At 69.4% G+C, this 24,179-nt stretch carries 22 protein-coding genes; 12 read left to right on the top strand and 10 right to left on the bottom strand.

The window, feature by feature from the left end:
- The first annotated feature begins 133 nt into the window (after window positions 1-133).
- The gene (locus tag ACFVDO_RS10290) at window positions 134-700 is read left to right on the top strand and encodes a TetR/AcrR family transcriptional regulator (RefSeq protein ID WP_378856062.1); all 567 of its coding nucleotides are present in this window, start codon (window positions 134-136) and stop codon (window positions 698-700) included.
- A gap of 104 nt (window positions 701-804) precedes the next feature.
- Here the strand turns inward: ACFVDO_RS10290 and ACFVDO_RS10285 are convergent, their stop codons facing one another.
- The 5 genes from ACFVDO_RS10285 to ACFVDO_RS10265 all read right to left on the bottom strand — a co-directional run bounded on the left by ACFVDO_RS10285 (window position 805) and on the right by ACFVDO_RS10265 (window position 6,110).
- The gene (locus tag ACFVDO_RS10285; RefSeq protein ID WP_378856064.1) at window positions 805-2,244 is read right to left on the bottom strand and encodes a cellulase family glycosylhydrolase; all 1,440 of its coding nucleotides are present in this window, start codon (window positions 2,242-2,244) and stop codon (window positions 805-807) included.
- A 76-nt stretch (window positions 2,245-2,320) separates the two neighbouring features.
- On the bottom strand, window positions 2,321-3,229 hold the full coding sequence (locus tag ACFVDO_RS10280; protein ID WP_378856128.1) for a DNA-methyltransferase: 909 nt from the start codon (window positions 3,227-3,229) through the stop codon (window positions 2,321-2,323).
- A gap of 74 nt (window positions 3,230-3,303) precedes the next feature.
- Window positions 3,304-4,353: a biotin/lipoate A/B protein ligase family protein gene (locus tag ACFVDO_RS10275; protein ID WP_378856066.1), complete on the bottom strand. Its 1,050-nt coding sequence runs from the start codon at window positions 4,351-4,353 to the stop codon at window positions 3,304-3,306.
- Between the two features lie 9 nt (window positions 4,354-4,362).
- Window positions 4,363-5,241: an alpha/beta fold hydrolase gene (locus ACFVDO_RS10270; RefSeq protein WP_378856068.1), complete on the bottom strand. Its 879-nt coding sequence runs from the start codon at window positions 5,239-5,241 to the stop codon at window positions 4,363-4,365.
- Window positions 5,242-5,378: 137 nt separating this feature from the next.
- Window positions 5,379-6,110 carry a copper homeostasis protein CutC gene (locus ACFVDO_RS10265; RefSeq protein ID WP_378856070.1) on the bottom strand — a complete coding sequence of 244 codons (732 nt, stop codon included), beginning with the start codon at window positions 6,108-6,110 and terminating at the stop codon, window positions 5,379-5,381.
- A 207-nt stretch (window positions 6,111-6,317) separates the two neighbouring features.
- Between ACFVDO_RS10265 and ACFVDO_RS10260 the strand changes: the two genes are divergently transcribed.
- The 4 genes from ACFVDO_RS10260 (at window position 6,318) to ACFVDO_RS10245 (ending at window position 10,507) form a co-directional block, all read left to right on the top strand.
- Window positions 6,318-7,298, top strand: a complete 981-nt coding sequence (locus tag ACFVDO_RS10260) for an ABC transporter permease (RefSeq protein WP_378856072.1) — start codon at window positions 6,318-6,320, stop codon at window positions 7,296-7,298.
- Window positions 7,298-7,975: a YesL family protein gene (locus ACFVDO_RS10255; protein WP_378856074.1), complete on the top strand. Its 678-nt coding sequence runs from the start codon at window positions 7,298-7,300 to the stop codon at window positions 7,973-7,975. Before ACFVDO_RS10260 ends, ACFVDO_RS10255 begins: the two co-directional genes overlap by 1 nt.
- On the top strand, window positions 7,972-9,492 hold the full coding sequence (locus ACFVDO_RS10250; RefSeq protein WP_378856076.1) for an extracellular solute-binding protein: 1,521 nt from the start codon (window positions 7,972-7,974) through the stop codon (window positions 9,490-9,492). Before ACFVDO_RS10255 ends, ACFVDO_RS10250 begins: the two co-directional genes overlap by 4 nt.
- Window positions 9,493-9,571: 79 nt before the next feature.
- Window positions 9,572-10,507: a carbohydrate ABC transporter permease gene (locus ACFVDO_RS10245; protein ID WP_378856078.1), complete on the top strand. Its 936-nt coding sequence runs from the start codon at window positions 9,572-9,574 to the stop codon at window positions 10,505-10,507.
- Here ACFVDO_RS10245 and ACFVDO_RS10240 read toward each other — a convergent pair.
- From ACFVDO_RS10240 to ACFVDO_RS10225, 4 genes are read right to left on the bottom strand one after another with little or no spacing between them, the layout of a single operon-like run.
- Window positions 10,497-11,384 (bottom strand): serine hydrolase domain-containing protein, encoded by an 888-nt coding sequence (locus ACFVDO_RS10240; protein ID WP_378856080.1) that lies wholly within the window; start codon window positions 11,382-11,384, stop codon window positions 10,497-10,499. The two genes, ACFVDO_RS10245 and ACFVDO_RS10240, sit on opposite strands and share 11 nt — an antisense overlap.
- Window positions 11,381-12,190, bottom strand: coding sequence for a DUF6807 family protein (locus ACFVDO_RS10235; RefSeq protein WP_378856082.1), 810 nt, complete (start codon window positions 12,188-12,190; stop codon window positions 11,381-11,383). The genes ACFVDO_RS10240 and ACFVDO_RS10235 overlap by 4 nt, the downstream gene beginning before the upstream one ends.
- Window positions 12,187-13,203, bottom strand: coding sequence for a LacI family DNA-binding transcriptional regulator (locus ACFVDO_RS10230; protein ID WP_378856084.1), 1,017 nt, complete (start codon window positions 13,201-13,203; stop codon window positions 12,187-12,189). The genes ACFVDO_RS10235 and ACFVDO_RS10230 overlap by 4 nt, the downstream gene beginning before the upstream one ends.
- 2 nt (window positions 13,204-13,205) lie before the next feature.
- Complete coding sequence (locus tag ACFVDO_RS10225; RefSeq protein ID WP_378856086.1) at window positions 13,206-14,744, bottom strand: family 43 glycosylhydrolase; 1,539 nt, start codon at window positions 14,742-14,744, stop codon at window positions 13,206-13,208.
- A 106-nt stretch (window positions 14,745-14,850) separates the two neighbouring features.
- On the opposite strand from ACFVDO_RS10225, the gene ACFVDO_RS10220 reads away from it, so the two are divergent.
- The 7 genes from ACFVDO_RS10220 (at window position 14,851) to ACFVDO_RS10190 (ending at window position 22,999) form a co-directional block, all read left to right on the top strand.
- A complete protein-coding gene (locus ACFVDO_RS10220) occupies window positions 14,851-15,291 on the top strand; it encodes a MarR family winged helix-turn-helix transcriptional regulator (RefSeq protein WP_378856088.1) in 441 nt (146 codons plus the stop codon).
- A 17-nt stretch (window positions 15,292-15,308) separates the two neighbouring features.
- On the top strand, window positions 15,309-16,679 hold the full coding sequence (locus ACFVDO_RS10215; RefSeq protein WP_378856130.1) for an MFS transporter: 1,371 nt from the start codon (window positions 15,309-15,311) through the stop codon (window positions 16,677-16,679).
- 3 nt (window positions 16,680-16,682) lie between these two features.
- A complete protein-coding gene (locus tag ACFVDO_RS10210; RefSeq protein ID WP_378856090.1) occupies window positions 16,683-17,861 on the top strand; it encodes a multidrug effflux MFS transporter in 1,179 nt (392 codons plus the stop codon).
- A 321-nt stretch (window positions 17,862-18,182) separates the two neighbouring features.
- The gene (locus tag ACFVDO_RS10205; RefSeq protein WP_378856092.1) at window positions 18,183-19,766 is read left to right on the top strand and encodes a molybdopterin-dependent oxidoreductase; all 1,584 of its coding nucleotides are present in this window, start codon (window positions 18,183-18,185) and stop codon (window positions 19,764-19,766) included.
- 54 nt (window positions 19,767-19,820) lie between these two features.
- Window positions 19,821-20,792 carry an ATP-binding cassette domain-containing protein gene (locus ACFVDO_RS10200; RefSeq protein WP_378856094.1) on the top strand — a complete coding sequence of 324 codons (972 nt, stop codon included), beginning with the start codon at window positions 19,821-19,823 and terminating at the stop codon, window positions 20,790-20,792.
- Entirely contained in the window at window positions 20,792-22,402 is a 1,611-nt protein-coding gene (locus ACFVDO_RS10195) for an ABC transporter permease (RefSeq protein ID WP_378856096.1), read from the top strand. Before ACFVDO_RS10200 ends, ACFVDO_RS10195 begins: the two co-directional genes overlap by 1 nt.
- Window positions 22,403-22,507: 105 nt before the next feature.
- Complete coding sequence (locus ACFVDO_RS10190; RefSeq protein ID WP_378856098.1) at window positions 22,508-22,999, top strand: GbsR/MarR family transcriptional regulator; 492 nt, start codon at window positions 22,508-22,510, stop codon at window positions 22,997-22,999.
- On the opposite strand, the gene ACFVDO_RS10185 is transcribed toward ACFVDO_RS10190, so the two are convergent.
- Complete coding sequence (locus ACFVDO_RS10185; protein ID WP_378856100.1) at window positions 23,000-24,127, bottom strand: hypothetical protein; 1,128 nt, start codon at window positions 24,125-24,127, stop codon at window positions 23,000-23,002.
- Between the last annotated feature and the right edge of the window lie 52 nt (window positions 24,128-24,179).

Below are 24,179 nucleotides of genomic sequence, written 5' to 3'. Positions count from 1 at the left end.
TCGAGCGGGTCGGGTTTCGATAAATACCGAACGCTGTTCGTTATTCAAGAGACATCGTCGCAGATCAGATGCCGCCTCGCAAGATGATTCCGAACGACGTTCGGCTTTCAGGAGGCACCAGTACGCTGGACACATGGCAGGACGAGGTGTGTACGCGAAGGGCATCGCCAAGCGCGAGGAGATCCTCCAGGCCGCGCTCGCCGTCATCGCGTCGCACGGCTACCGTGCGGCGTCAGTGCGCGAGATCGCGGACGCCGCGGGGCTGAGCCCCGCCGGCCTGCTGCACTACTTCGGCAGCAAGGAAGAGCTGTTCGTCGCGATCCTGGAGGCCCGCGACGAGCAGGACTTCGAGGAGGGCGCCAGCGACGACGGCATGGCCGGTTTCCTGCAGGTCATGCGGCACAATGCCTCAGTTCCCGGACTCGTGCAGCTGTACTCCCAGCTGCAGGCCGAGGCCGGCGACCCCGGGCATCCCGCGCACGCCTATTTCCGAGAGCGCACCGCTCGGGTGCACGACGCGTTCCGTGCACAGCTCCTCGCCGCCCAAGAGCGCGGCGAGATACGCGCGGACCTCGATCCGGAGTGGATCATGCGCGCCGGACACGCCCTCGCCGACGGATTGCAGACGGCCTGGATGGTCACGCCGTCGATCGACATGGTCGCCGACCTCGAGCAGTTCCTGGAGCTGCTGCGGCCGTGACGTCGCACAAACCGGCTCCTGAGCGAGCGAAGAGCGAGCGAGCGCCGTACTGAGCGAGCGAAGCGAGCCGAAGTGACGAAGGGCGCCGGCCGCAGCCCCGACGATCACTTCGCGAGCGTCACCCTCACCGTCGATCCGGGCTTCGCGGTGATGCCCAGCGTCTGCTTCTTGGCGTTGTAGTGCGCCTTGCCGCCGGTGACCTCCACGTCGGCGCCGGCGCCGTAGGTCGCGCGGGGCACCCAGATCTCGGTCCGCCCGCCGCCCGCCGTGAAGGTCGCGGTGTACTCACCGGTCACGGCATCGAAGTGCTCAGTGCCGGGGAGCCCGGCGATCGCACGCGCGTAAGGCCCGTAGGCCGGCTCATTGCCGGGAGCCGCCGCGCCGTCGCCGTTCATCGCGCAGTAACCGCCGCCGTTGCTGGCGCAGTAGTACCAGATCGCCCAGCCGCTGGCGAAGCGCTCCATCGCCGAGACCTGCGCCGCCACGAGCGCCGCATTGCCCGGCGTCCGCGAGTTGGGCACGCCCCACTCGCCGACGATCATCGGCATGCCGTTCGCGGTGGGGTACGCGGAGATCGCCGCCTCGTAGTCCGTGACGAAGCTGTCCTGCGTCCAGTCGCCACCCTCCTCGACGCCCGTGTTGTAGAAGTGCGGCGCGTAACCGATCCTGGCCGCACCGTCGCGCGGGTCGTCGAAGGAGCGCAGCTGCGTCGGCACGCCGTAGCCGACCAGCACGGTGGGCTCGACGAAGATCCACGAGTCGTCGTCGACACTGCGGATGGCCGGGATGAGCCGGTCGTACATGTCGCTGATCTGCCCCGACTCCATGCGGGCCGAGGCCGTCGCCCAGTCCCCGCCGTCGGACTCGAGGAACTCGCCGAACGGCTCGTTGAACAGGTCGTAGCCGAGCAGGCTCTTGTGCCTCTTGAACGATCCGGCGATCTTCTTCCAGAGGTCCTGCTGCGAGCGCTGCAGGTCCTCGTCTTCGTAGAGGTGCGTGAAAGCGCGCATCACGGCCGGCTGGAAGTAGTTGTTGAACCAGTTCGCCGGGTCGGCCTCGAAGGGAAGGCCGTCCGTGCGCGTCGCCCACTCCGGGGCACCGCCGGAGCCGAACGCCGCCCCGTAGACGTCCTGATGCATGTCGATCATGACGCGGACGCCCTCGCGGTCGGCCGCGTCGAGAACGGAGTCGACGTAGTCGAAGTACGCCTGGTCGTACTCGCCCTGCTCGGGCTCGAAGTACTGCCACATCACGACGAGGCGCATGAAGTCGAACCCCTGGTCGGCCATCTTCTCGACGTCACCGGGCGTGAGCCGGTCGTTGACGTACTTCGACGCGTTGTAGCCGCGCAGCTGAAGGGCGCGGCCCTGCTCGTCGGTGATGAAGACGCGGCCATCGGGTGCCGTGACCGTCGCGCTGTCGCTCCCGGATCGGGTGGGCCCGTTCGCGGCAGGCGGGGCGGCGGATGCGGCGGGCGAGAGCGCGAGCGCTGCGGCCGTCGCGAGGGCGAGGCCCGCGACGACGCGGTTGAGGACGGTGGGCATGGGCGCTCCTTTGCGCTGGGGACCCGCGTGCGCCTGGCGCACACGCCGTTCCGTGTGAGCCTAGCCCCGATGGCACTCAGTCGCGAGCGTTGTGTTCCTGAGTCCCACGCGACGTCTCGGCGCTTCGACTCGCTCCACGACCTGTGCTGCGCACCTCCGCGTGCGGGATCCGCTCACGCATGACGCGGATCGCCTCGGGATTCGAGTCCACCAGCACCGCGGAGCGGCCGAGGGCGGATGCCACGGCGCCGGTCGTCCCCGAGCCCGCGAAGAGGTCGAGCACGCGATCCCCCGGTCGCGAGGACGCCTGCACGATGCGGCGCAGCACGCCCTCGGGCTTCTGGGTCGGATATCCGGTCTTCTCCCGGCCCGTGGTCGGCACGATCGTGTGCCACCAGACGTCCGTGGGCAGTTTGCCTCGCGCGGCCTTCTCCGGCGTGACCAGGCCGGGAGCCATGTAGGGCTCGCGATCCACGGCATCCGAATCGAAGAAGTGCCCGCCTGGCGTCTTCGCGTAGACCAGGATCGTGTCGTGCTTGGTGGGCCAGCGCCGGCGCGACTTCGCGCCGTAGTCGTAGGCCCAGATGAGCTCGTTCAGGAAGGCGTCGCGCCCGAACACCGCGTCGAGCATGACCTTCGCGTAGTGCGCCTCACGGTAGTCGAGATGCAAGTAGAGCGTGCCGTCGTCGGCGAGCAGACGCCAGGCCTGCTGCAGCCGCGGCATGAGGAAGTCGCCGTAGTCGTCGAAGCGGTCGTCGTAGGCGTGCAGCATGCTGCGCACACGCTCGTAGCGGTGACCGTGGAAGCCGTGACTGATCTCGACGAGCGGCCCGTCGCCGGCATCCGTCTCGTCGTCGGCGCGCGTCGCGACGACGCGCTCGCGCGTCTGCGCGCGCCCGGTGTTGAAGGGCGGGTCGAGGTAGATCAGCGTGAACGAGCCGGATGCCAGGGACTCGGCGACCTCGAGATTGTCACCCTCGATGATCTCGACAGGAGCAGGCTCCGCGGTTCCTGAGCGAGGAGCGGAGCGACGAGACGAAGGGCGCTCAACGTGCGGGGTCACGGGACCCGATGCAGCCACGCGTCTGTGGCGAACTTCGACTCCACCAGCGCCTCGGCATCCGCGTACTCGTCCGGCGTGATTCCGCCGTCCTCGGCCCCGGTGAGCGAGCGGAAGGTGTCCTTGAAGCGCTCGATGATCTCCGCGCGCGGCAGGCCGGTCTGACTGCGCAGCGGGTCGACGCGTTTCGCGGCCGAGGCCGTGCCCTTGTCGCTGAGCTTCTCGCGGCCGATGCGCAGCACCTCGGTCATCATCTGCCCGTCGATGTCGTACGACAGCGTGGCGTGGTGCAGCACCCCGCCGTTGGCGAGACGCTTCTGCGCAGCGCCGCCGATCTTGCCGGTCGGCGAGGCGATGTCGTTCAGCGGCTGGTAGGTCGCGTCGATGCCGAGCGACCGGAGCGCCTGCAGCACCCAGTCGTCGAGGAACGCGTAGGAGTCGGCGAAGGTCATGCCCTGCACGAGGGATGCCGGCACGTACAGCGAGTACGTGATGATCTGTCCGGAGCCCATCAGCATCGCGCCGCCGCCGGAGATGCGGCGCACGACGTCGAACCCGTGCCGGGCGGCGCCCTCGGGGTCGACCTCGTTGCGGTACGACTGGAACGACCCGATCACGACGGCCGACTCGTCCCACTCCCAGATGCGCAGCGTGGGCTTGCGGCGGCCCTCGCCGACGCGACCGGTGAGCACCTCGTCGAGCGCGAGGTTCATCCGCGGCGACACGGCCTTCTCGTGCACGATCTCCCAGTCGAAATCGCGCCAGCCGGGCGCGGTGACCAGGGCGCGGCGCACCGCGGTGCCCACGGCCTCGGGAGAGAAGCCCAGCAGCTGCGCGCCGTCGGGCAGGGCGCCGCGGACGGCTGCGGCGATGGTCGAGGCGTCGGCCTCGACCGGCATCCCCTCGACGGCGGCGTTGATGTCGTCGAGAGCAGTGTCGGGCTCCAGGAAGAAGTCACCGGCGAGGCGGAAGTCGCGGATCACGTCATCGCGCACCTCGAGATCGACGACGACCAGCTTCCCCCCGGGGACCTTGTACTCACCGTGCATGGAACCAGCCTACTTTCCGGCAGTGCCCCCGGCGGGGAAGTGCTTCTCCAGCCAGGCCAGCACGTCATTGCGCACCTGCTCCTGGTCGACGTCGTTGAAGATCTCGTGCCGGCCGTCGGGGTAGACCAGCGTCGCGACGTCGGTCAGACCGGATCGCTTCCGGTAGCCGTCGGCCAGCTTGTGCACGCTGTGCGGCCCGCCGACCGGGTCGTCGCGCCCCACCAGGAGCAGGATCGGAACGTCGTGGCCGAGGCTCTTGCCCGGGCGGCCGTACAGTCGAGCGGCGTCGATCACGCCGAACAGCTTCAGTAGCGGCACCTCGGTGGTCAGCGGGTCGTCGTGGAAGTCGCGCCACACCTCGGGGTCGCGCGAGAGCCACTCCAGCCCGTCGGCATCCGGGCCGTTCCACTTCGCGTTCAGCGGCAGGGCGTTCAGGTCGAGCGGGGTGAGGTGCGCGGAACCGCTCAGGATCACGGCGTCATAGGCCCCGGGATGCGCGTTCAGCAGCTTCTGCGAGAGGAACGATCCCCAGGAGTGTCCGAGCAGCACGAGCGGAAGCTCCGGATGCTCGGCCCTGATGATCCCGGTGAGCTGCCAGAGCGCGTCGACAGCGGCCCGCATGCCGCCCTTGCCGAGGCGGCCCAGCTTCGCCGGACCGTCCCACTGACGGATCCCGGTGCGTCCGTGCCCGCGGTGGTCATCGGCGTAGACGTGGAAGCCCGCGCCGGTGAGCGCCTCGATCAGCGCGCCGTAGCGCCCGGCGTGCTCGCCGACGCCGTGCAGCAGCTGCACGACGCCCCTCGCGGCCCCCTGCGCCTGGTACACGTCGTAGACGATCGCGATGCCGTCACCGTCGATGAACTCCGTCGTCCTCGCCTCAGCAGCCATGCCCTCGAGTCTACGGATGCGCGGACACCCTTCGCCTCGTCGCTGCGCTCCTCGCTCAGGGTCCGGTTCCTGAGCACTCTTCGATTCGCTGTGCTCCTCGCTCAGGGGCCGCGAAGCGAGACGAAGGGCTGAGGAGATCAGAGACCCAGTGCGCGGACGATCGCGAGTGCCGCCTGGGGGTCGGTGACCTCGTGGCCGCCGTCGTCGGACGAGCCCAGCTTCACGTCGTCGTTCGCGAACACCGTCTTCTTCGCGGAGAAGTGCACGGCGTCCACGCCGGTCCTGGCGACCTCGGCGACGTTCGATGCATCGATGCCGCCGCCCGCCATGATCTGGATCCCACCGGCTGCCTCACTCACGAGGTCGCCGAGCAGATCGACGCCGTCGACCGCGGCCGAGCGCCCGCCCGAGGTGAGCACGCGACGCAGGCCGAGCTCGCGCGCGAGGCGCAGGCTCGCCAGAGGGTCGGGGGTGACGTCGATCACGCGGTGCAGGGTGACGGATGCTGCGCCCGCGGCGTCCACCAGTCGTGCGATCGCGTCGCGGTCGAGAGCGCCGTCAGCGGCCTGGCATCCGATCACGACGCCCGCGGCGCCGGCCGCGACGGCGTGCCGGACATCGTGCGCCATCAGCGCGACCTCGTCCATGTCGTAGCGGAATCCGCCGGCGCGAGGGCGCACCAGCACGTGCACCTCGACCTCTCCCCCGGCGGCCTCGACGGCGCGGTCGAGCGTCGCCGGCGACGGGGTCAGCCCGCCCAGCGCGAGCGCCTGGGTCAGTTCGACGCGAGCTGCGCCGATCTCCCGGGCGATGCGCACTCCGGCGGTGTCCTGGACGGCGAGTTCGAGGGCGATGGTCACGGGAACCATTCTGGCGCGTACCGCGCCACCAGCGGAACCGCGCGGCCTCCGCTCGCCGTGGGAGCGCTCTCGGATAACGTTGTAAAGCATGTCGGAAACCGACGGTTGTCGCCGCCCCTGTCCCGTGCTACTCTCGGGAAACCGGTTCCTGGAAAAGCGTTTTCTCGGCCGGGATCCCCACCCCGACTCGACGATGAGCGCAGGAAGAGGCCCTCGATGGCGATCGATCTCGCACCGATCCGCGTCCGCGACGGCGTGGAGCAGCCGCCCGTCGACCTGCCCCCGCGGCGCCGCCGCACCTGGTGGCAGCACATCTGGCGCCACAAGGCGCTGTACCTGATGGCACTGCCCGGCATCGCGTACTTCATCATCTTCAAGTACGTGCCGATGGCCGGTCTCGTGATCGCCTTCCAGGACTACTCGCCGTTCCGGGGCATCGCCGGCAGTCCGTGGGTCGGGTTCGACCACTTCGTCCGGTTCTTCACCGAGGACACGTTCGGGATGCTGCTGACCAACACGGTCGTCATCTCACTGCTGCTGCTGATCTTCTCGTTCCCGGTGCCGATCATCCTGGCCCTGATGCTGAACGAGCTGCGCCTGAAGTTCTTCCAGCGCAGCATCCAGACCGTCATCTACCTGCCGCACTTCATGTCGTGGGTGATCGTCGTGTCGCTCTTCTACGTACTGCTGACCACAGACGGCGGCAGCATCAACGAGCTGCTGCAGTCCTGGGGGCTGCCCGAGATCCCGTTCCTGACCGATCCGAACTGGCTGCGCCCGCTGTACACGATGCAGGAGGTCTGGAAGACCGCCGGCTGGGGCACGATCATCTACCTCGCCGCGATGACCGGAGTCGACCTGCAGCTGTACGAGGCCGCCGAGATCGACGGCGCCGGCCGCTGGTCGCAGACCTGGCACATCACCCTTCCGGCGATCCGTCCCGTCATCATCGTGATGTTCATCCTCGCGATCGGCGACTTCCTCGAACTCGGCTTCGAGCACATGTTCCTGATGCTGAACTCGCTGAACCGCGAGGTCGGCGAGATCTTCGACACCTACGTCTACACAGCCGGCATCCAGAACGGGCAGCTCAGCTACGCCACCGCCGTCGGCCTGTTCAAGGGCCTGGTCGGTCTGGTGCTCGTGGTCGGGGCGAACCGGATGGCGAAGAAGTTCGGCGAGGAGGGCGTGTTCTGATGTTCTCCTTCGACGCCTTCGTCAAGCTCAACCTGTTCCTGCGCGGTGCGTACAAGCTGGCGTACCTGAACCTGCTCTGGATCGCGGCCACCCTGGCCGGGCTGGTGCTGTTCGGCATCGGCCCCGCGTCCTTCGCCGTCGCCGCGTACGTCGACCGCTGGTTCCGGTTCGGCGAGACGCCGCCGGTGACTCGGGCGTTCCTCGGCCACTTCCGGGAGCAGTACTGGCGGGCGGCGGCGATGGGCTGGATCCTCACCGCGGCGACGCTGATCGTCAGCACCAACATCCTCGGCGCCGGCACATGGATGCTGCGCTTCGCGAACATCGTCGCCCTGGTCGTGATCGCCATCATCGCCGCCTACGTCTTCCCCGTCATGGCGGCGACCGACATCCGCGGGCCGCACCAGCAGATCGCGGCGGCGCTGATGCTCGGCATCGGGTCGCTGCAGTGGACCATCGTCGCCGGCGCGGCGGTGACCGGCGCCGTGTGGCTGCTGGCGACCTTCGCGCTCCCCGCGCTCCTGCTTTTCGGCATCGGCATCCCCGCCGCCGCGATCGGCTTCGTCACGCGCGTCGTGTTCGGGTCGCTGACCGCCGACGATCCTCAGACCTCACCCCCCAGGGCTCGCGAAAGCGCGCATGCCCGTGTCCACCTTGCGAGAGGAACATCAGAATGAGGAACCACAGCAGGCTCGGAATCGCCGTCGCTTCCGTCGCCGTCGCCGCGCTCGCGCTCACCGCGTGCAGCTCAGGAGACGCGGGAGCGAGTGCGGACAAGCCGAAGACCGCCGAGAAGATCAGTTGGATGGCGATGCTGCACACGCCGACCACGCCCGAGTCGGACGGCCCGATCCAGACCGCCCTCGAGAAGCACACCGGCTCGGCACTGGAGTTCCAGTGGGTGCCGGACGCCTCGAAGGACGAGAAGATCAATGCCGCCCTGGCCTCCGACTCCCTCGCCGACATCACCTCGCTCACCAACATCTCGAACACCTCGGTGCGCCAGGCGTTGAAGTCGGGCCAGTTCTGGGACGTCGAGAAGTACCTGAAGGACTACCCGAACCTCTCGAAGATCGACAAGCAGACGATCGCGTCGGCACGAGTCGACGGCCACCTGTACGGCGTGCCGTTCCAGAAGCAGATGGCCCGCTACGGCGTGCTGATCCGCCAGGACTGGCTCGACAAGCTGGGCCTCGAGACGCCGCACACCCTGGATGACCTCGCCAAGGTCGCCGTCGCGTTCACGAACGACGACCCGGACGGCAACGGCAAGGACGACACCACCGGGTTCATCGATCGCGCCGAGAGCTTCAAGCTCGGCTTCCGGATGCTGGCGGGCTACTTCGGCGCCGGCAACAACTTCGAGGTGACCGACGATGACGAGGTCGTCCCGTCCTTCACCACGGACGCCTTCAAGGACGCCATGGAGTGGTACCGCGACCTGTACGACCAGGGTGCGGTGAATCAGGAATTCGTCACGATGCAGAAGCAGAACCAGCAGGACGCCATCGCCCAGGGCAAGGGCGGCATCGTGGTGACCGGCCTGTTCGAGGCGAAGAACTACATGAACCTCGCCACCAGCGCCGACCCGAAGACCCCGATGGCCTGGGCCCTCGTGAACGACATGACCTACGGCGACGTGCCGCGGCGCATCCTGTCCGACACCAACGGCGGATTCGGCGGCTGGCTGGGCATCTCGACCACCAAGATCAAGACCGAGGACGAGCTGAAGTCGGTGCTCGCGTTCATCGACAAGCTGCTCGACGAGAAGTCCTTCGACCTGATGACCAACGGCATCGAGGGCGATCATTACACGATCGATTCCGACGGCGTCGTCACGATCAGTGATCAGCCGAAGTGGGGGGCCGAGGTGCAGCCGTACTCGTCGTCCCGCCCGTCCGACATCGTGATGACCTTCAAGAGCAGCACGCCGTATGTCGACGAGGGCCAGAAGCTGATGGACGAGAACACCGAGTTCGCGGTCGTCGACCCCTCGCTGCCGCTGTCGTCCGACACGTTCGACCAGAGCTGGTCGACGATCGCGCAGGGCGCGAACGATGCGTACAACAAGTTCATGGTCGGTCAGCTCGACATGGACGGTTACGAGGCGGCGATCGACAGCCTGGGCGGCAAGGGACTGGACAAGGTCGTCGACGAGTTCACCGCGTCGTACAAGGACAGCAAGAAGAAGTGACCGAGACCCGGACGCAGGCGCGCGGCACGGCATCCGAAGCCGCTGCGCGCCTGCGCCCGGCCGCAGAGCGGAGCATGAGATGACCAGCACCCCTCGCGTGGACAGCGCGACCATCCCGATCCAGGTGCGCCGCGAGAACCGCAAGCGCCGTCGGATCACCCCCGGCCGCCGGGTCTTCGTCGTGGTCAACGCCCTGCTGCTGACCGCGTTCGCCCTGGTGTGCGTGCTGCCGTTCGTGAACGTGCTGGCGAGTTCCCTGTCCACGCCGGGTGAGCTGGCCACGCGCCCGTTCATCCTCTGGCCGCACACGTTCTCGCTGGACGCCTACCGCTACATCCTGTCGACGCCGACGATCTTCCGGGCGCTCGGCGTCTCCGCCGTCGTCACCATCGGCGGCACGATGATCAGCCTGGTGCTGACCGCGTTCATGGCGTACGCGCTGTCGAAGAAGCACCTCAAGGGTCGGCGGGTCATCAACTTCCTGGTCGTGTTCACCATGCTCTTCAGCGGCGGCATGATCCCCACGTTCATCGTGGTGAAGAGCCTTGGCATGATCGACTCGCTGTGGTCGCTGATCATCCCGGTCGCGATCAACGCGTTCAACTTCGTGATCATGCGCAGCTTCTTCCAGGCCATGCCGGAGAGCCTCGAGGAGGCCGCACGCATCGACGGATGCACCGAGCTGGGCGTGTTCTGGCGCATCGTGCTGCCGCTGTCGATGGCGTCACTGGCGACGATCGGCCTGTTCTACGCGGTCTACTACTGGAACACCTACCAGAGCGCGATCCTCTACATCAACAGCTCCGAGAAGTGGCCGATCCAGGTGCTCCTGCGCCAGATCGTGATCGTCGCGAGCGGCATGAACGCGGACGACTCCGCGGTGGATGTGGTGCCGCCCGCGCAGTCGGTGCGAATGGCGGTGATCTTCGTCGCCACCCTGCCGATGCTGATCGTCTACCCGTTCGTGCAGCGCTTCTTCGTCAAGGGCGCGATGATCGGGTCGGTCAAGGGCTGATCGGGGCGGCGAGCGCCTCGAGCAGCATCCGCGCGACCTGCCGGTCGGCGCCAGGAGCCATCCCGGGCAGCGGGTCGGAAGCCACGACCGCGGCGACGGCGCGGGCCGGGTCGCCGTAGACGAACTGGCCATGCATCCCGAACATCATCCAGGTGCCGTCGCCGGGCAGCCAGATCTGCCGGCCGTAGCCGGTCAGGAACGGGATGCCCCAGTTCTGCGGGGACGGGTCGCTGCGGGGCTCGAGCAGCCCTGCGACGACGGCCTCGGGCAGCACGCCGGCGCCGCCGGCGTTCAGCACCTCCGCGACCGGCAGCAGGTCGCCGGGCGCGATGACCAGCCCCGAGCCGCCATGGCTGATGCCCTCCGGCCCGGTGACGAACCGCGCCTCCGCCCCGATCCCGAGCGGATCGAGCAGCCGTGGGCGCAGGTATTCCAGCATCGGCATTCCGGCCAGCCGTTCGACGAGCGCGGCCAGCACGTACGACGCGCTGGTGTCGTAGGTGAACCGGACGCCGGGCGGCCTCACCGGCTCCACCCGGAAGTACGACTCCAGCCAGCCTCCGGCATCCTCGTCGTAGGTGGTGCGCCGGTGCGGGCCGATCATGGCGAGCATGTCGTCGATGCGGGTCGCGGCGAGCCACGGATGCACCGGCGCCATCTCCGGGAAGTGCGCGATCACCGGATCGTCGAGGCGCAGCATCCGCTCCTCGGCGAGCAGCAGGATGGCGAGCCCGGTGATCGACTTCGACACCGAGAACATCCGGTGCGGCTCGTCGGAGCCGAGGCTCACGACGGTGCGTCCACCCGTGCTGGCCCGCAGCGAACAGATGCCGATGCCGACCTGAGCGGCCCGGGTGACCAGTTCCTGCGGGTTCATACCGCGTCGCGGACACCGGCGAGCAGCCGGCCGGCGACCTCCGCCGGGTCGGCGAACGGAGCATCCGAGATCGCGACCACCAGGTCGAGCAGCAGGGTCTCCCCCGGTTCGAGCACGCGCCGCTCCTCGACGGCCACCGCCGGCAGGAACCCCACGTACCCTTCGGAGCGCACGAACCATGGCATGCCGGTGCTGGTCGCCGCGACGAACGATGCGTCGTCGCCCTCGAGCGCGACCCATGGCGAAGGCGAGCCGTGCGCGGCATCCACACCGGCGCCGTCCGCGGTGCGGATGCGCGCGGTGCGCAGCGCCGTGCGCCAGAACAGCCCGCCGTAAAACGCACCGGGCCTGCCGTTGGTCTGCGGGCTGCCGAACGTGGCCTCGCCGTCCGCGGGCGTGAGCCGGGTGGTCCAGTTCACGGCGACGATGTCGGCGTCGAAGGATGCGATGATCGTGCGCTCCTCGTGCAGCAGAGCGCGCCCGTCGCGGGCGCGCCAGACCAGCCGCTCGTCCACCCGACCGGGCATGCTCTCGCGACCCGTCACCTGCTGGAAGCCGTGGTTGTCGAGCATGACCGAGCCCTCGCCGCGACGGAACGTGCTGCCGCCCCAGAACGACGCGCCGTTCACGTCCGGCAGGGCCAGGCTGAGCCCGAGGTGATGCAGGTGATCGTCGGGCGAGACCTCGGTGGCGGGCGCACCGCCCGGCGTCTTCGCGGTGAGGTACGGCCGCGGCGAGAGGCCGCGCCGCACCTCGGTGCCGTCGTCGTAACGGATCAGGCCGCCGGGCAGCACGTCGATCGTCATGGAAGCTCCTTGGTACTGCCGCGCACGGCGAGCTCGGGCGAGAACATGATGGGTTCGCGCTCCGGCGCATCCGTCATCTCGGCGCGCAGCACCGCCCACACCCGCTCTCCGATCTCGCCGAGCCGCGAGGTCATCGTGGTCAACGACGGCGACGAGTAGCGCGCGAACGGGATGTCGTCGAAACCGGCGACCGACAACTGCGCCGGAACGGTGACGCCTTCCTCGGAGAGCCGTCCGAGCAGTCCGAGCGCCACCACATCGTTGTACGCGATCACCGCGGTGACCGCGCTGTCGCGGATGGCGGGCCATGCGCTGTACCCCTCCTCGAAGGAGTGTCCGCAGGGCACGTCGACGATCTCGACGTCGGGCTCCTGCTCACGGATCTCGTTCAGGCCGCGCTCGCGCTCCCAGTTCGCCCGCGCGTATGCGGGTCCGACCAGGAACGCGATCCTCCTGTGGCCGAGTGCGATCAGATGGCGGGCCAGCACCATGACACCCTCGTGGTAGTCGATCAGCACCGATCCCGCGTTCAGGCCGGTGGTGCGGTTGAACACCGCCACCGGTGCGACGCGCGGCAGCAGTGCGAGCAGGTCGGCCCGCGTCATCCGGGGAGAGAACAGCGCGACGGCATCGGTGCGGTCGCGCAGGTCTCTGGCCAGTTCGGCCTCGCTGTCGGCATCCTCGAACGCATCGGCGACGACCACGCGGTACCCGTCGCGTGCGGCGGCGCGGTTGAAGCCGTGCAGCACCTGGTGGAACATCGGGTTGCCGAGGTCGGGCACGAGAACCCCGACCGTGCGGCTGACCCCGAGCGAGAGCGAACGCGCCGTCTGGCTGGGCGTGTAGCCGAGCTCATCGATCACCTGCCGCACCCGCTGCGCGATCTCCTCGTTCACGGTCGGCACGGAGTTGAGCACCCGCGACACGGTCGCCTTCGACACCCCGGCGGTGCGGGCGATGTCCATGATCGTCGTCTCGCGGGTCGGCGTCGTGCGTGCTCGCTTGCCTGCCATCGTCATCGATCCCCCGTCGTGATGCGGAATTCGGCGAACCGTGCGATCGTCTCGTCCGCGCCGTGCACCCCAGCCGCGAACAGGGAGATCGCCGCGCCGACCCACTGCCCCTGAACCGCACGGAACCGCGGGTCCACGTCGATCCTGGCACCGTCCGGCTGCAGGATCACGCGCACACGAGCGTCATCATCCACGTCGAGGGTCGCGCGCAGGCGCGGCTCTCGCAGCGGCACCGCTGCCACGACCCGCTCCTCCTGGTCGTCGCGCTCGCGCACGGCGACGACCGCGACGTCGCCGGTGGGCGTGCGCCGCACGCCCGCCCAGACGTAGTCCAGACCGAGGATCGCGATGCCTGCGCGGGCGCCCGGTGCGGCGTCCACCAGTTCGACGTCGACGGACGCCGTACTGTTCCATCCGGGCAGCGGCTGCGAGAGCACCCGCGGCAGGGTGCGGATGCTGCCGCCGTCGAGGCTTCCGCGGAGCGCCAGAGTGTTTTCGGACCAGCTGTTCTCCCCGGGGGCGACGACCGCGCGCGGGTCGGGGCCGGCCTCCGACTGCCAATGCGCGCCGGGGCACCCGTCGGTGAAGTCGTCGGAGCAGGCCAGGCTGCGCGCGCCCTGCCGCCCACCGAGCGGCGACGGGTGCTCGAGCACGGGCTCGGCGGGGCCGCCGGCGACAGCCCGGCCCAGGAGCGGCCACCCGTCGACGTCCCAGGCCATCGGCTGCAGGTGCAGCACGCGCCCGAACACGCCACGGTCCTGGAAATGCAGGAACCAGTCGCCGCCCTCGCCGTCGTCGACCCAGGCTCCCTGGTGCGGACCGTTCACGGGGGTGTCGCCCTGGGCGAGCACGACCCTGTGTCGGTACGGGCCGTACGGACTGTCGGCGCGGAACGCGGTCTGCCAGCCGGTCGCCACGCCGCCCGCTGGCGCGAGGATCCAGTACTCCCCGTCGCGCTTGTGGAACTTCGGGCCCTCGAGGGTTGTGAAGCCCTCGAGGACATCGCCGTCGATGACGTCGACTGCGGGACCGGTCGTGGTGACGAGCCCCTCGTCGACGGGCACGACCGTGAGCACGTTCTTGCGGCCGGCCCGCGAGCGCGCCCAGCCGTGCACGAGGTAGGTGCTGCCGTCGTCGTCCCAGAGCGGGCACGGGTCGATCAGCCCGAGGCCGGGCAGCAGCAGACGCGGCGCGGACCAGGGCCCGGCGGGGTCCTCGGCGGTGACGACGAAGATGCCCTGATCGGGATCCGGGAAGACGATGTGGAACCGTCCGTCGTGGTGCCGGATCGACGGCGCCCACACGCCTGCGCCGTGCCGCGGAAGAGCGAACCAGGCCGCCGGTTCGTTGCGCTCCAGCGCGTACCCGATGCGGGTCCAGCACACCAGGTCGCGCGACTCGAAGACCGGCAGGCCGGGCGCCCGGTGGAAGCTCGACGCCACGAGGTAGAAGCGGTCGCCCACGCGGATCGCATCCGGATCGGGCACGTCGGAATCGATGATCGGGTTGCGGTACCGACTCGCATCGTCGACGAGGTTCACCCGAATCACGGTAGCCGAGAAACCGGTTCCTGTCCATGCGGCATCCATGTCCGATCCGGTTCTGGATATCGCTTTCCAGGAGAAATTTAGTTAGACTAGCTAAATAGTGACTGCTTCCGAAGACTCGTTCCGTGCCGCCGCCGTCGATCTGAGGCTGGCGACGTTCCGCCTGGCCAGACGGCTCCGCCGCGAGCGCGCGGTCGATTCGATGAGCGACGCTCAGTTCGCCGTGCTCGCCACTCTGCGCGCACACGGTCGGGCCACGCTCGGCTCGCTCGCCGAGCGCGAGCACGTCTCGGCGCCGTCGATGAACCGCACCGTGAACTGTCTCGAGGAGGCCGGCTACGTCGTGCGCGTGCCAGACGAGGACGACCGCCGCAGAGTGCAGATCGACATCACTCCGACCGGCACCGACATCGTCGCCGCGACCATCACCCGGCGCGACACAGCGCTCGCGGACGCTCTCGCCGGCCTGGACTTCAGCGAGGACGACCTGCAGACGCTGCGCGAAGCCAGCGCCCTGATGCGGAAGGTGGCCGAGCGATGAGCCTCGCGGCGTCGCCGATGTTCCGCTCCTTCGCGAACTTCAACTACCGCACCTGGTTCATCGGCGCCGTCATCTCGAACATCGGCGGCTGGATGCAGTCCACCGCGCAGGACTGGGTCGTGCTCACCGAGCTCACCGACAACGACGCCTCCGCCATGGGCATCACGATGGCGCTGCAGTTCGGGCCCCCGCTGCTGCTGGTCGGCCTGACCGGCTATGTCGCCGACCGCTTCGACCGGCGCAAGGTGCTGCTGGTCACGCAGACGGTGCTGATGCTCCTGGCGCTCGGCGTGGCCGCGACGCTGCTGACCGGCGTGCTGACCCTGCCGATGATGTTCGGCTTCGCGCTGTGCTTCGGCATCACGAACGCCTTCGACGCCCCGGCCCGGCAGGCCTTCGTCTCGGACATGGTGAGCATGGAGGACGCGTCGAACGCGGTCGCCCTGAACTCGGCGTCGTTCAACATGGCCCGCATGATCGGGCCTGCGGTCGGCGGTGTGCTGATCGTCGCGATCGGCTCGGGCTGGGTGTTCGTCGCGAACGCCGTGACCTTCCTCGCGATGCTCATCGCCCTGATGCTGATGCGGAGGAACGAGCTGGTGCCGCGGGCGAAGGGCCGCCGCGGCGGAGGCGGCCTTGCCGCCGGATTCCGCTACGTGATGGGCCGCAGCGACCTGAAGGTCGTGTTCGTGATGGTGTTCCTGATCGGCGCCTTCGGCATGAACTTCCCGATCTTCGCCTCGACGATGGCACTCGAGTTCGAACGAGGCGCCGACGGCTACGGGCTGCTCAGCTCGGTGCTCGCGATCGGATCATTGGCCGGCGCTCTGCTCGCCGCTCGTCGCGACCGGGCCAGGGTGCGGGTGCTCGTGATCGCCGCGGGCGGTTTCGGCGTGGCATCCGTCGTCTCGGCACTGATGCCCGCGTACGCGTTGTACGCCGTCGTGCTGGTGTTCGTCGGTTTCTCCACCGTGACCATGCTGACCACGGCCAACGGCTACGTGCAGACCACGACCGACCCGGCGCTGCGCGGCCGGGTCCTCGCCCTGTACATGGCGGTCGTGATGGGTTCGACGCCGATCGGGGCGCCGATCGCGGGGTGGGTCGCCGACACGTTCGGCCCGCGCGCCGCGATCGACGTCGGCGGCGTCGCCGGCCTGCTGGCCTGCGCGATCGGCGTGAGCTGGATGATGTGGTCGGGCCGTCTGCACCGTGATGAGGACAGCAGGTTCCTGCTCACGCTCGACGAGACCCGCCCGGTGTCGGTGGTCCGGGCGATGGAGCCGACCTCGTACAGCGACCCCGCCGCGTCGACCACGCCGCTGCGCCTGCCCGACGCCGAGCGTCCGCGTGCGCCGAAGCCGGGCGCAGAGCCGTCCGAGGCCTGACCGATGGCGAACGGGCATCCGCGCTCACTCATGCTCGCGCTCGGTGCGCTGACCGCCTTCGGACCGATCTCGCTCGACGTGTATCTGCCGTCGCTGCCGCAGTTGGGCGATGATCTCGCCGCATCCGAGTCGCTCACGCAGTTCACGATGAGCGCCTGCATGATCGGCCTCGCGATCGGTCAGCTGCTGTGGGGACCGATCAGCGACAGGTACGGCCGGCGGATGCCGCTGATCATCGCCGTCGCCGGATTCGTGATCACCTCGGTGCTCTGCGCCCTCGCCCCGACCATCGGGGTGCTGATCGCGATCCGCCTGGTGCAGGGCCTGTGCGGTGCCGGCGGTATGGTGATCGCCCGCGCGGTCGTGCACGACCTGTTCTCCGGCACCGAGGCCATGATCGCGTTCTCGACGCTCGCCGCGGTCATGGGCGTGGCGCCGGTGCTCGCCCCGCTGATCGGTGGCGCCGTGGTGACCTTCAGCGACTGGCGCGGCGTGTTCGTGACGCTCGCCGTGATCGGCATCCTGCTGCTGGTGGTGTCGGCGCTGCTCGTGCCGGAGTCGCTGCCCCGCGACGAGCGCACGAGCGGCGGCATCCGGAACGACTTCCGTGGGATCGGCGCCGCGCTCGGCAACCGCGGGTTCATGTTGACCGCGCTGACGCTCTCGCTGGCCGGGATCGTGCTGTTCGCCTATCTGCAGCTGTCGCCGTTCGTGCTGCAGCAGCAGTACGGGCTGAGTCCGCAGGGCTTCGCGGCGGTGTTCGCGGTGAACTCGCTCGGCATCCTGGGCGCGGCACAGCTGAACCGGCGGATGGCCGGGCGGGTGCCGGGCGCACGGATGGTGCGACTGGCGCTCACGGTCGGCCTCGCCGCCGCGATCGCTGTGGTGCTCGCAGCCGTGACCTCTTCGGCACTGCCGTGGCTGCTCGTGCCGCTGTTCGTCGCGGTGTCGGCGCACGGCGTGAACAACCCGGCGCTGACGGCGCTCGCGCTCGGGCGGATCACCCGCGGAGCGGGCTCGGCTTCGGCCGTGCTCGGCACGATGACGCTGCTGGTCGGTGCGCTCGTGCCGCCGCTGGTGTCGGCTTTCGGAGTCTCGGCGACGCTGCTCGGCACGACGATGCTCGTGGCGTTCGCCGCGGCGCTGCTGATGGCGGTGTTCTCCCGAGCGCTGCGTCACTGACTTCGTCAGCCCGAGCCGTCTCCTCCCACGACGGCGCCCCTCGACCTCTTCGACCGCGCGCCCTCGTCGCTCGGGTCGCAGTTCGCCCCTGTTCGCGCAGCACCCCACCGTTCCGATCGCAATTCGCCCCGCTATGCGCAGCACCCCACCGTTCCGGTCGCAGTTCAACCCGCTATGCGCGCGGTATACCGGGCTGAACTGCGATCTGGATCCTCGCGGTCCGTGCATACCGGGCGAAATGCGACCCGAGTGGCGGACGACGAAGCTTACGAATCCGTGAGAAACGAGGATGCCGGCGCCTGGCGCTCGTACGCTGAGGTCATGAGCCGAACGACGCGCTGGCCGGCCGCCGCGGCCGGCGTCGCCGCGGCGCTGCTCGGCGCGGGAGCCGGCGAGTTCGTCGCCGCACTGTTCGCCCCGTCATCGAGCCCTTTCGCGGTCGTCGGCGGCGCGCTGATCGACGCCGCACCCGCCTGGGCGAAGGACACGGCGATCGCGTGGTTCGGCACGAACGACAAGACCGCGCTGCTGATCGGCATCGCGATCGTGCTGCTCGCGGCATCCGCCCTGGCCGGCCTGGCCGAGGCGCGCTGGCCGCGCTCAGGAGTCGTCGCGTTCGCGGTTCTCGGGGTCGGCGTCGGTATTCTCTCGCTCACCAGACCGGATGCCGGGTTCACGGCCTGGCTGCCGTCGGTGCTCGCCGGCGCCGTCGCCGCGACCGCGCTGCGGCTGCTGAACCGGGTACGGATGCAGGCGGAAAGTACACCCGCAGGCCAAGACCTCGGCGTGTCCGCCGACAGGCGCGACAACGTGCCTGCATCCGTACCGAGCGACGGAGTCTCCCGCCGCAGGTTCCTGGGCTGGGCAGCCGGCACGGCCGCCGCCGGAGTCGTGCTCGCGGTGGCAGGCTCACTGGCCAGGGCCGGCTCGACCGCGGTCACGGCCGTCCGCACGGCGATCCGTCTGCCGGCGCCCAAGACCCCCGCCCCGGCGATCCCCGCGGGCGCCGAGCTCGATGTCCCCGGCATCACTCCCCTGATCACCCCGAACCAGGACTTCTACCGGATCGACACTGCACTGGTCGTGCCTTCCGTCGACCCCGCGGACTGGCGGCTGCGCATCCACGGAATGGTCGCGCACGAGGTGACGCTGACCTGGGACGAGCTGCTCGCGCTGCCCCTCCAGGAGACCACTGCGACGCTGTCGTGCGTGTCGAACCTGGTCGGCGGCGACCTGGTCGGCAACGCCACCTGGCTTGGCTACCCGATCCGCGAGCTGCTGAAGCGGGCGCAGCCCGATGCCGATGCCGACATGGTGCTCTCCACCTCGGTCGACGGCTTCACCGCCGGCACGCCGCTCGAGGTGTTCACCGACGACCGCGACGCGCTGCTGGCCATCGGCATGAACGGCGAACCGCTGCCTCTCGAGCACGGCTTCCCGGTGCGGATGGTCGTCCCCGGCCTGTACGGCTACGTGTCGGCGACGAAGTGGGTCACCGACCTCGAGGTCACCCGTTTCGACCGCGTGACGGCCTATTGGACCGATCGAGGCTGGTCGGCGAAGGGTCCGATCAAGCTGCAGTCCCGCATCGACGTACCGCGTTCCGGCACCCCGCTGACCGCAGGCGACACGATGATCGCGGGCGTGGCCTGGCAGCCGCACTCCGGCATCACCGGCGTCGAGGTGCAGGTCGACAGCGGCCCGTGGCAGCGCGCCGAGCTCGCCACGGCGATCTCCGATGACACGTGGGTGCAGTGGCGGCTTCCCTGGCGCGCGGATGCCGGTGATCACGACATCCGCTGCCGCGCGATCGGCGCCGACGGGAAGCCGCAGACCGGAGCTTCCGCTCCCCCGGCGCCGGACGGCGCCACCGGCTGGCACTCGGTCGCCGTGAGTGTTTCGTGAGGATCGCCTTCACGTAGTTCACGAATTCATGAAATGGGCGTACTGTCGCCTCTCATGAACACAATCATCAGCACGCGCGGTCTGACGAAGACCTATGGTCGCGTGCACGCCCTCGACGGACTCGACCTCGAGGTGGAAGCGGGCCAGGTGCACGGCTTCCTCGGCCCGAACGGTGCGGGCAAGTCCACCACCATCCGCATCCTGCTGGGCCTTGCCCGCAAGTCCGGCGGCGAGGCATCCGTGTTCGGCGAGGAGCCGTGGCACGCCGCCTCCCGCCTGCACCGACGCATCGCGTACGTGCCGGGTGACGTCAGCGTGTGGCCGAACCTGTCCGGCGGCGAGGCGATCGACTTCCTCGCGCGACTGCGCGGCGCCAAGACGAAGTCCGCCGCGTATCGCGCTGAGCGGGAGCGCCTGATGACCGCCTTCCAGTTCGACCCGCGCAAGAAGGGCCGTGCCTACTCGAAGGGCAACAGGCAGAAGGTCGCGCTGATCGCCGCCTTCGCCGTCCCCGCCGACCTGTACATCCTCGACGAGCCGACCAGCGGCCTCGACCCGCTGATGGAGGTCGTGTTCCGCGACGAGGTGCAGCGGCTGCACCAGGCAGGCGCGACCGTACTGCTGTCCAGCCACATCCTCTCCGAGGTCGAGCTGCTCTGCGACCGCGTCAGCATCATCCGCGCCGGGAAGATCGTCGAGTCCGGCACGCTCTCCGAGCTGCGCCACCTGACCCGCACCGAGGTCTCGTTCGAGGCGACGGATGCCGCGGCTCTGGCCGGAATCCCTGAGGCGCACGACGGCACCGTCGACGACGGCCGAGCCCGGTTCACCGTCGACAGCGACGCGATCCCGGCCGTGCTCCCCGTGCTCGCGCAGCGCTCGGTCGAGGGCCTGCGGATCGAGCCGCCCTCCCTCGAGGAGCTGTTCCTGCGGCACTACGGCGACGACCTCGCCGCCCTCCGCGCCGCCGAGGACGAGGGCGAGACGCGTGCGTCTCGCCGTGCCCAGGAGAAGGTGTCCCGCTGATGTCCGCTCTGCTCCGACAGCGCCTGCGCCGCGACTGGCTGCAGCTGCTGCTCTGGATCCTCGCCACGGTGATGATGGCCTATGCCGGGTTCGCCGGTGTCACCCAGTCGTACGCCACCCACGCCGACCGCGTGGACGTGCTCGCCGCGGTGATGGCCAACCCCGTCATCATGATGTTCCGCGGCCTGCCGTCCGGAGCCTCCGAAGGCGCATTCCTGTCCTTCGAGATCCTGCCCTGGCTCACCATGCTCGCAGCTCTGATGAGCACGTTCCTCGCGGTGCGGCACACCCGCGGCGATGAGGAGGCGGGCCGCTCCGAGCTGGTCGCGGCCACCCCGGCCGGACGCACGAAGCCGACTGTCGCGGCCCTCCTCCTCGGCCTGCTCGCCAACGTCGTGCTGGGGCTGCTCGTGGCGGCATCGCTGATCGGCTCCGGCCTCGATGCCGAGGGCTCCTGGCTGACCGGCGTCGTCACGGCGACCTCCGGCATCGCGTTCCTCGGCATCGGCCTGATGGCCGCGCAGCTGATGCGCACCTCGCGCGGCGCGAACTCGCTCACCATCTGGATTCTTGTCGCGACGTTCCTGATCAACGGCATCGGCAATGTCGCGGGCACCCCCAGCAACGATCTCACCCGCATCGACAGCGCCTGGCCGGTGTGGCTGTCGCCGTTCGGCTGGGCCGAACAGGCACGGCCATACGACACGAACGCATGGGGGCCGGCGCTGCTCGGCCTCGCGTTCGGCCTGGTGCTCGCGGTCATCGCGATCGCGCTGCAGTCGGTGCGAGACATGGGTGAGGGCTTCGTGCCCGCCCGCGACGGCCGCCGGTACGCGCGGCCGGCTCTGTCCCGTCCGCAGGCGCTGGTGTGGCGTCTCACCTCTGGCGGCATCATCGGCTGGGCCATCGGTGGAGCCCTGGTCGGCATCCTGGCGACGACCCTGAGCGGCCTCGCCGGTGAGATCTCCGGATCGAATCCGGCCGTGCAGGACATCCTGGACAAGATCGCCAAGGCGGGCTCGATCGACGAGACCCTGATCACGGTGTTCTTCACGATGCTCGGCGTACTCGCGGCCTGCGCGGCCGTGCAGATCGTGGTCCGGGCACGCCAGGAGGAGGCCCACGGCACCGCCGAGAGCGTGCTCGCACAGCCCGTCGGACGCGTGCGCTGGCTCACCGACTACGTTCTCGTGGCGACCTTCGCGGTGCTGATCATCTGCGGAGCGGCGATGGCGGCGGCCTACCTCGGCCTGCTGGCGAACGACGGCAAGAAGGAGCTCTTCCGCGTGGTCACGGTCGTCGGGCTCGGGCAGATGCTCGCCGCGTGCGTGTTCACGGTGGTCGCGGCGCTGCTGTTCGTGCTGATCCCCCGGGCGACCATCCCGCTGGCCTGGGCCGTGGTGCTGCTGGCGACGGTGTTCGGCATGTTCGGGCCCCTGTTCGGGCTGCCGGAGTGGACCACGAAGTTCTCGCCGTTCGCCGTCTCGCCGATCGTCGCGAACGGCGACGTGGATCTGCGCGGCGTGTGGTGGATCGTGCTGGCCATCGCGGTCGGCGCGGTGGCATCCCTGTCGCTGATGCGCCGCCGCGAGCTGCATCCGGTGGGGTGACGTGCTCCGCTCCGGTCGCACGGGCGGCTCGTGCGGGAGGCTGGGAACCAGCCGTCCGCGCGACCGGAGCGGGTTCTCTGGGAGGATCGAGAAGTGGGGACTGACATGACCGCCGAAGACGGCACCGCCGAGCACCTCGGAGTGGATGCTGCCGAGAGTGCCGCTGCAGTGATCACCGCGGTCGGATTCCCGCGGATGCCGGCCCGCGTGATGATGGCTCTGATCGCCGCACCGGCCGGCGGATACACCGCCGGTGAGCTCGGCGAGCGGTTGGGCGTGAGTGCCGCCGCCGTGTCCGGCGCGGTGCGCTACCTGCAGACGGTCATGGTGATCCGCCGCATCTCACGCCCCGACCAGCGGCTGGTGCGCTACGAGATCATCCCGGACACGTGGTACGGCCTGATGACCAACAACTCCCCCATCTACGAGAGCCTGGCGACGCAGATCGACGCCATCGGCGCCGCGCACGCCGCGGATCACGTCGCGCACGATCGTGCCGAGGAGATGGCCGAGTTCTTCCGCTTCATGGCACGTCGGATGCCGGAGATCGTCGACGAATGGGAGACGGTGCGCGCCGAGCGGCGGATGCAGGACTGATCAGAGCGGCGGCCACTCGTCGGCGGCGTACGTCGGCGCGAGCTCCTGATCGGCGATGTCCCGATCGGATTCGATCTGATCGGCGAAGTCGTACCAGTCGCCCCACCAGGCCGGGCTGTTCAGCGAGATCTCGCCCCAGTCGGTGACCGTCAGCTCAGCCCCGTCGGCGTCGGTCACCACGAGCCCCCGATCCTCCGCGCCGAACCAGCGCCCCTTCTCCCACCCCTGCGCGGTGAGCCGGGTCTCCAGTGCGTCGAGGTCGATCCGCGGCCCGTCCTCACCGAATGCATCGCTGCTGAAGCCGGCGAACACGTCGTAGCAGTCGACCTCTCTGCTGCATCCCGGCGCATCCCGGGTGGGAGCGCCGCCGCCGGCCGCCTCTGCCCAGCCGTCCGGCGCGATGAGCGCGCGCACCTCGGACAGCGTGCGCTGGTTCTTCTCGTAGCGCTGCGCGGCCAGCTGGCCCTGCTCTTCGAGACTTCGCGCCTGCGCTTCTGCGACGGTGTCGCCCGCGGCATCGGTCCGAGCCTGCACCTCGGCCGCCGCTGCGGAGGCGAACGCGAACACGAACCCGAAGATCAGCGCCGGCACGGCGACGACCGAGACCATCGCGGTGATCCGCCACGGTCGCGAGGAGGCGGCACCGCGCGGCAGGGTCACGGCGAGCATCAGGATCGCGAACCCCGACAACAGGATCCCCAGCGCCGCGGCCCCCAGGACCGCGCCGAGGAAGGACGAGGACTGGATGGTGCCGGTGATGTTCTCCAGGATCGACGGCGTCGTGGGGCCGTCGCCGGCATCCTGCATCGAGATCGCCAGCAGGAACCAGCTCCACCAGGTCACGAAGAGCAGAGGCGCGATCGGCGCAGGAGCCTGACGGGCACCGCTCCTGCGCAGCAGCATCCTCGGCAGGGACTGGAGCAGGCCGGCGGCCGGGATCAGGATCGGCGAGACCATGAGCATGATCAGGGCCATCCAGCCTCCCTCGCGGAAGAGGCCGCTCACGCAGAAGAACGCCGGCATCAGCCAGTTCATCCACGGCCAGGCCTGCCACACGAAGGACAGGAACCGGTCCGGCGGGACCTCGCGGGCCGTCGGCGCGTCCACGGCTTCGCTCGTCTCGCTCACCGCACCAGGGTATCCGCGCCCCTTCGATCCTCCGACTCCCGTGTCATGCCCT

The organism is Microbacterium sp. NPDC057741 (genome assembly GCF_042798735.1).
Classification (GTDB): Bacteria; Actinomycetota; Actinomycetes; order Actinomycetales; family Microbacteriaceae; genus Microbacterium.
Note: the sequence above shows the minus strand (reverse complement) of the source record. Positions and strands in the feature narration are given on the sequence as shown.

What these genes read in the sequence shown, in the direction of transcription:
- ACFVDO_RS10290 (WP_378856062.1), top strand. Translation starts at nt 134, where the DNA reads ATGGCAGGACGAGGTGTGTACGCGAAGGGCATCGCCAAGCGCGAGGAG.
- ACFVDO_RS10285 (WP_378856064.1), bottom strand. Translation starts at nt 2,244, where the DNA reads ATGCCCACCGTCCTCAACCGCGTCGTCGCGGGCCTCGCCCTCGCGACG.
- ACFVDO_RS10275 (WP_378856066.1), bottom strand. Translation starts at nt 4,353, where the DNA reads ATGCACGGTGAGTACAAGGTCCCCGGGGGGAAGCTGGTCGTCGTCGAT.
- ACFVDO_RS10270 (WP_378856068.1), bottom strand. Translation starts at nt 5,241, where the DNA reads ATGGCTGCTGAGGCGAGGACGACGGAGTTCATCGACGGTGACGGCATC.
- ACFVDO_RS10265 (WP_378856070.1), bottom strand. Translation starts at nt 6,110, where the DNA reads ATGGTTCCCGTGACCATCGCCCTCGAACTCGCCGTCCAGGACACCGCC.
- ACFVDO_RS10260 (WP_378856072.1), top strand. Translation starts at nt 6,318, where the DNA reads ATGGCGATCGATCTCGCACCGATCCGCGTCCGCGACGGCGTGGAGCAG.
- ACFVDO_RS10255 (WP_378856074.1), top strand. Translation starts at nt 7,298, where the DNA reads ATGTTCTCCTTCGACGCCTTCGTCAAGCTCAACCTGTTCCTGCGCGGT.
- ACFVDO_RS10250 (WP_378856076.1), top strand. Translation starts at nt 7,972, where the DNA reads ATGAGGAACCACAGCAGGCTCGGAATCGCCGTCGCTTCCGTCGCCGTC.
- ACFVDO_RS10245 (WP_378856078.1), top strand. Translation starts at nt 9,572, where the DNA reads ATGACCAGCACCCCTCGCGTGGACAGCGCGACCATCCCGATCCAGGTG.
- ACFVDO_RS10240 (WP_378856080.1), bottom strand. Translation starts at nt 11,384, where the DNA reads ATGAACCCGCAGGAACTGGTCACCCGGGCCGCTCAGGTCGGCATCGGC.
- ACFVDO_RS10235 (WP_378856082.1), bottom strand. Translation starts at nt 12,190, where the DNA reads ATGACGATCGACGTGCTGCCCGGCGGCCTGATCCGTTACGACGACGGC.
- ACFVDO_RS10230 (WP_378856084.1), bottom strand. Translation starts at nt 13,203, where the DNA reads ATGGCAGGCAAGCGAGCACGCACGACGCCGACCCGCGAGACGACGATC.
- ACFVDO_RS10215 (WP_378856130.1), top strand. Translation starts at nt 15,309, where the DNA reads ATGTTCCGCTCCTTCGCGAACTTCAACTACCGCACCTGGTTCATCGGC.
- ACFVDO_RS10210 (WP_378856090.1), top strand. Translation starts at nt 16,683, where the DNA reads ATGGCGAACGGGCATCCGCGCTCACTCATGCTCGCGCTCGGTGCGCTG.
- ACFVDO_RS10205 (WP_378856092.1), top strand. Translation starts at nt 18,183, where the DNA reads ATGAGCCGAACGACGCGCTGGCCGGCCGCCGCGGCCGGCGTCGCCGCG.
- ACFVDO_RS10200 (WP_378856094.1), top strand. Translation starts at nt 19,821, where the DNA reads ATGAACACAATCATCAGCACGCGCGGTCTGACGAAGACCTATGGTCGC.
- ACFVDO_RS10195 (WP_378856096.1), top strand. Translation starts at nt 20,792, where the DNA reads ATGTCCGCTCTGCTCCGACAGCGCCTGCGCCGCGACTGGCTGCAGCTG.
- ACFVDO_RS10190 (WP_378856098.1), top strand. Translation starts at nt 22,508, where the DNA reads ATGACCGCCGAAGACGGCACCGCCGAGCACCTCGGAGTGGATGCTGCC.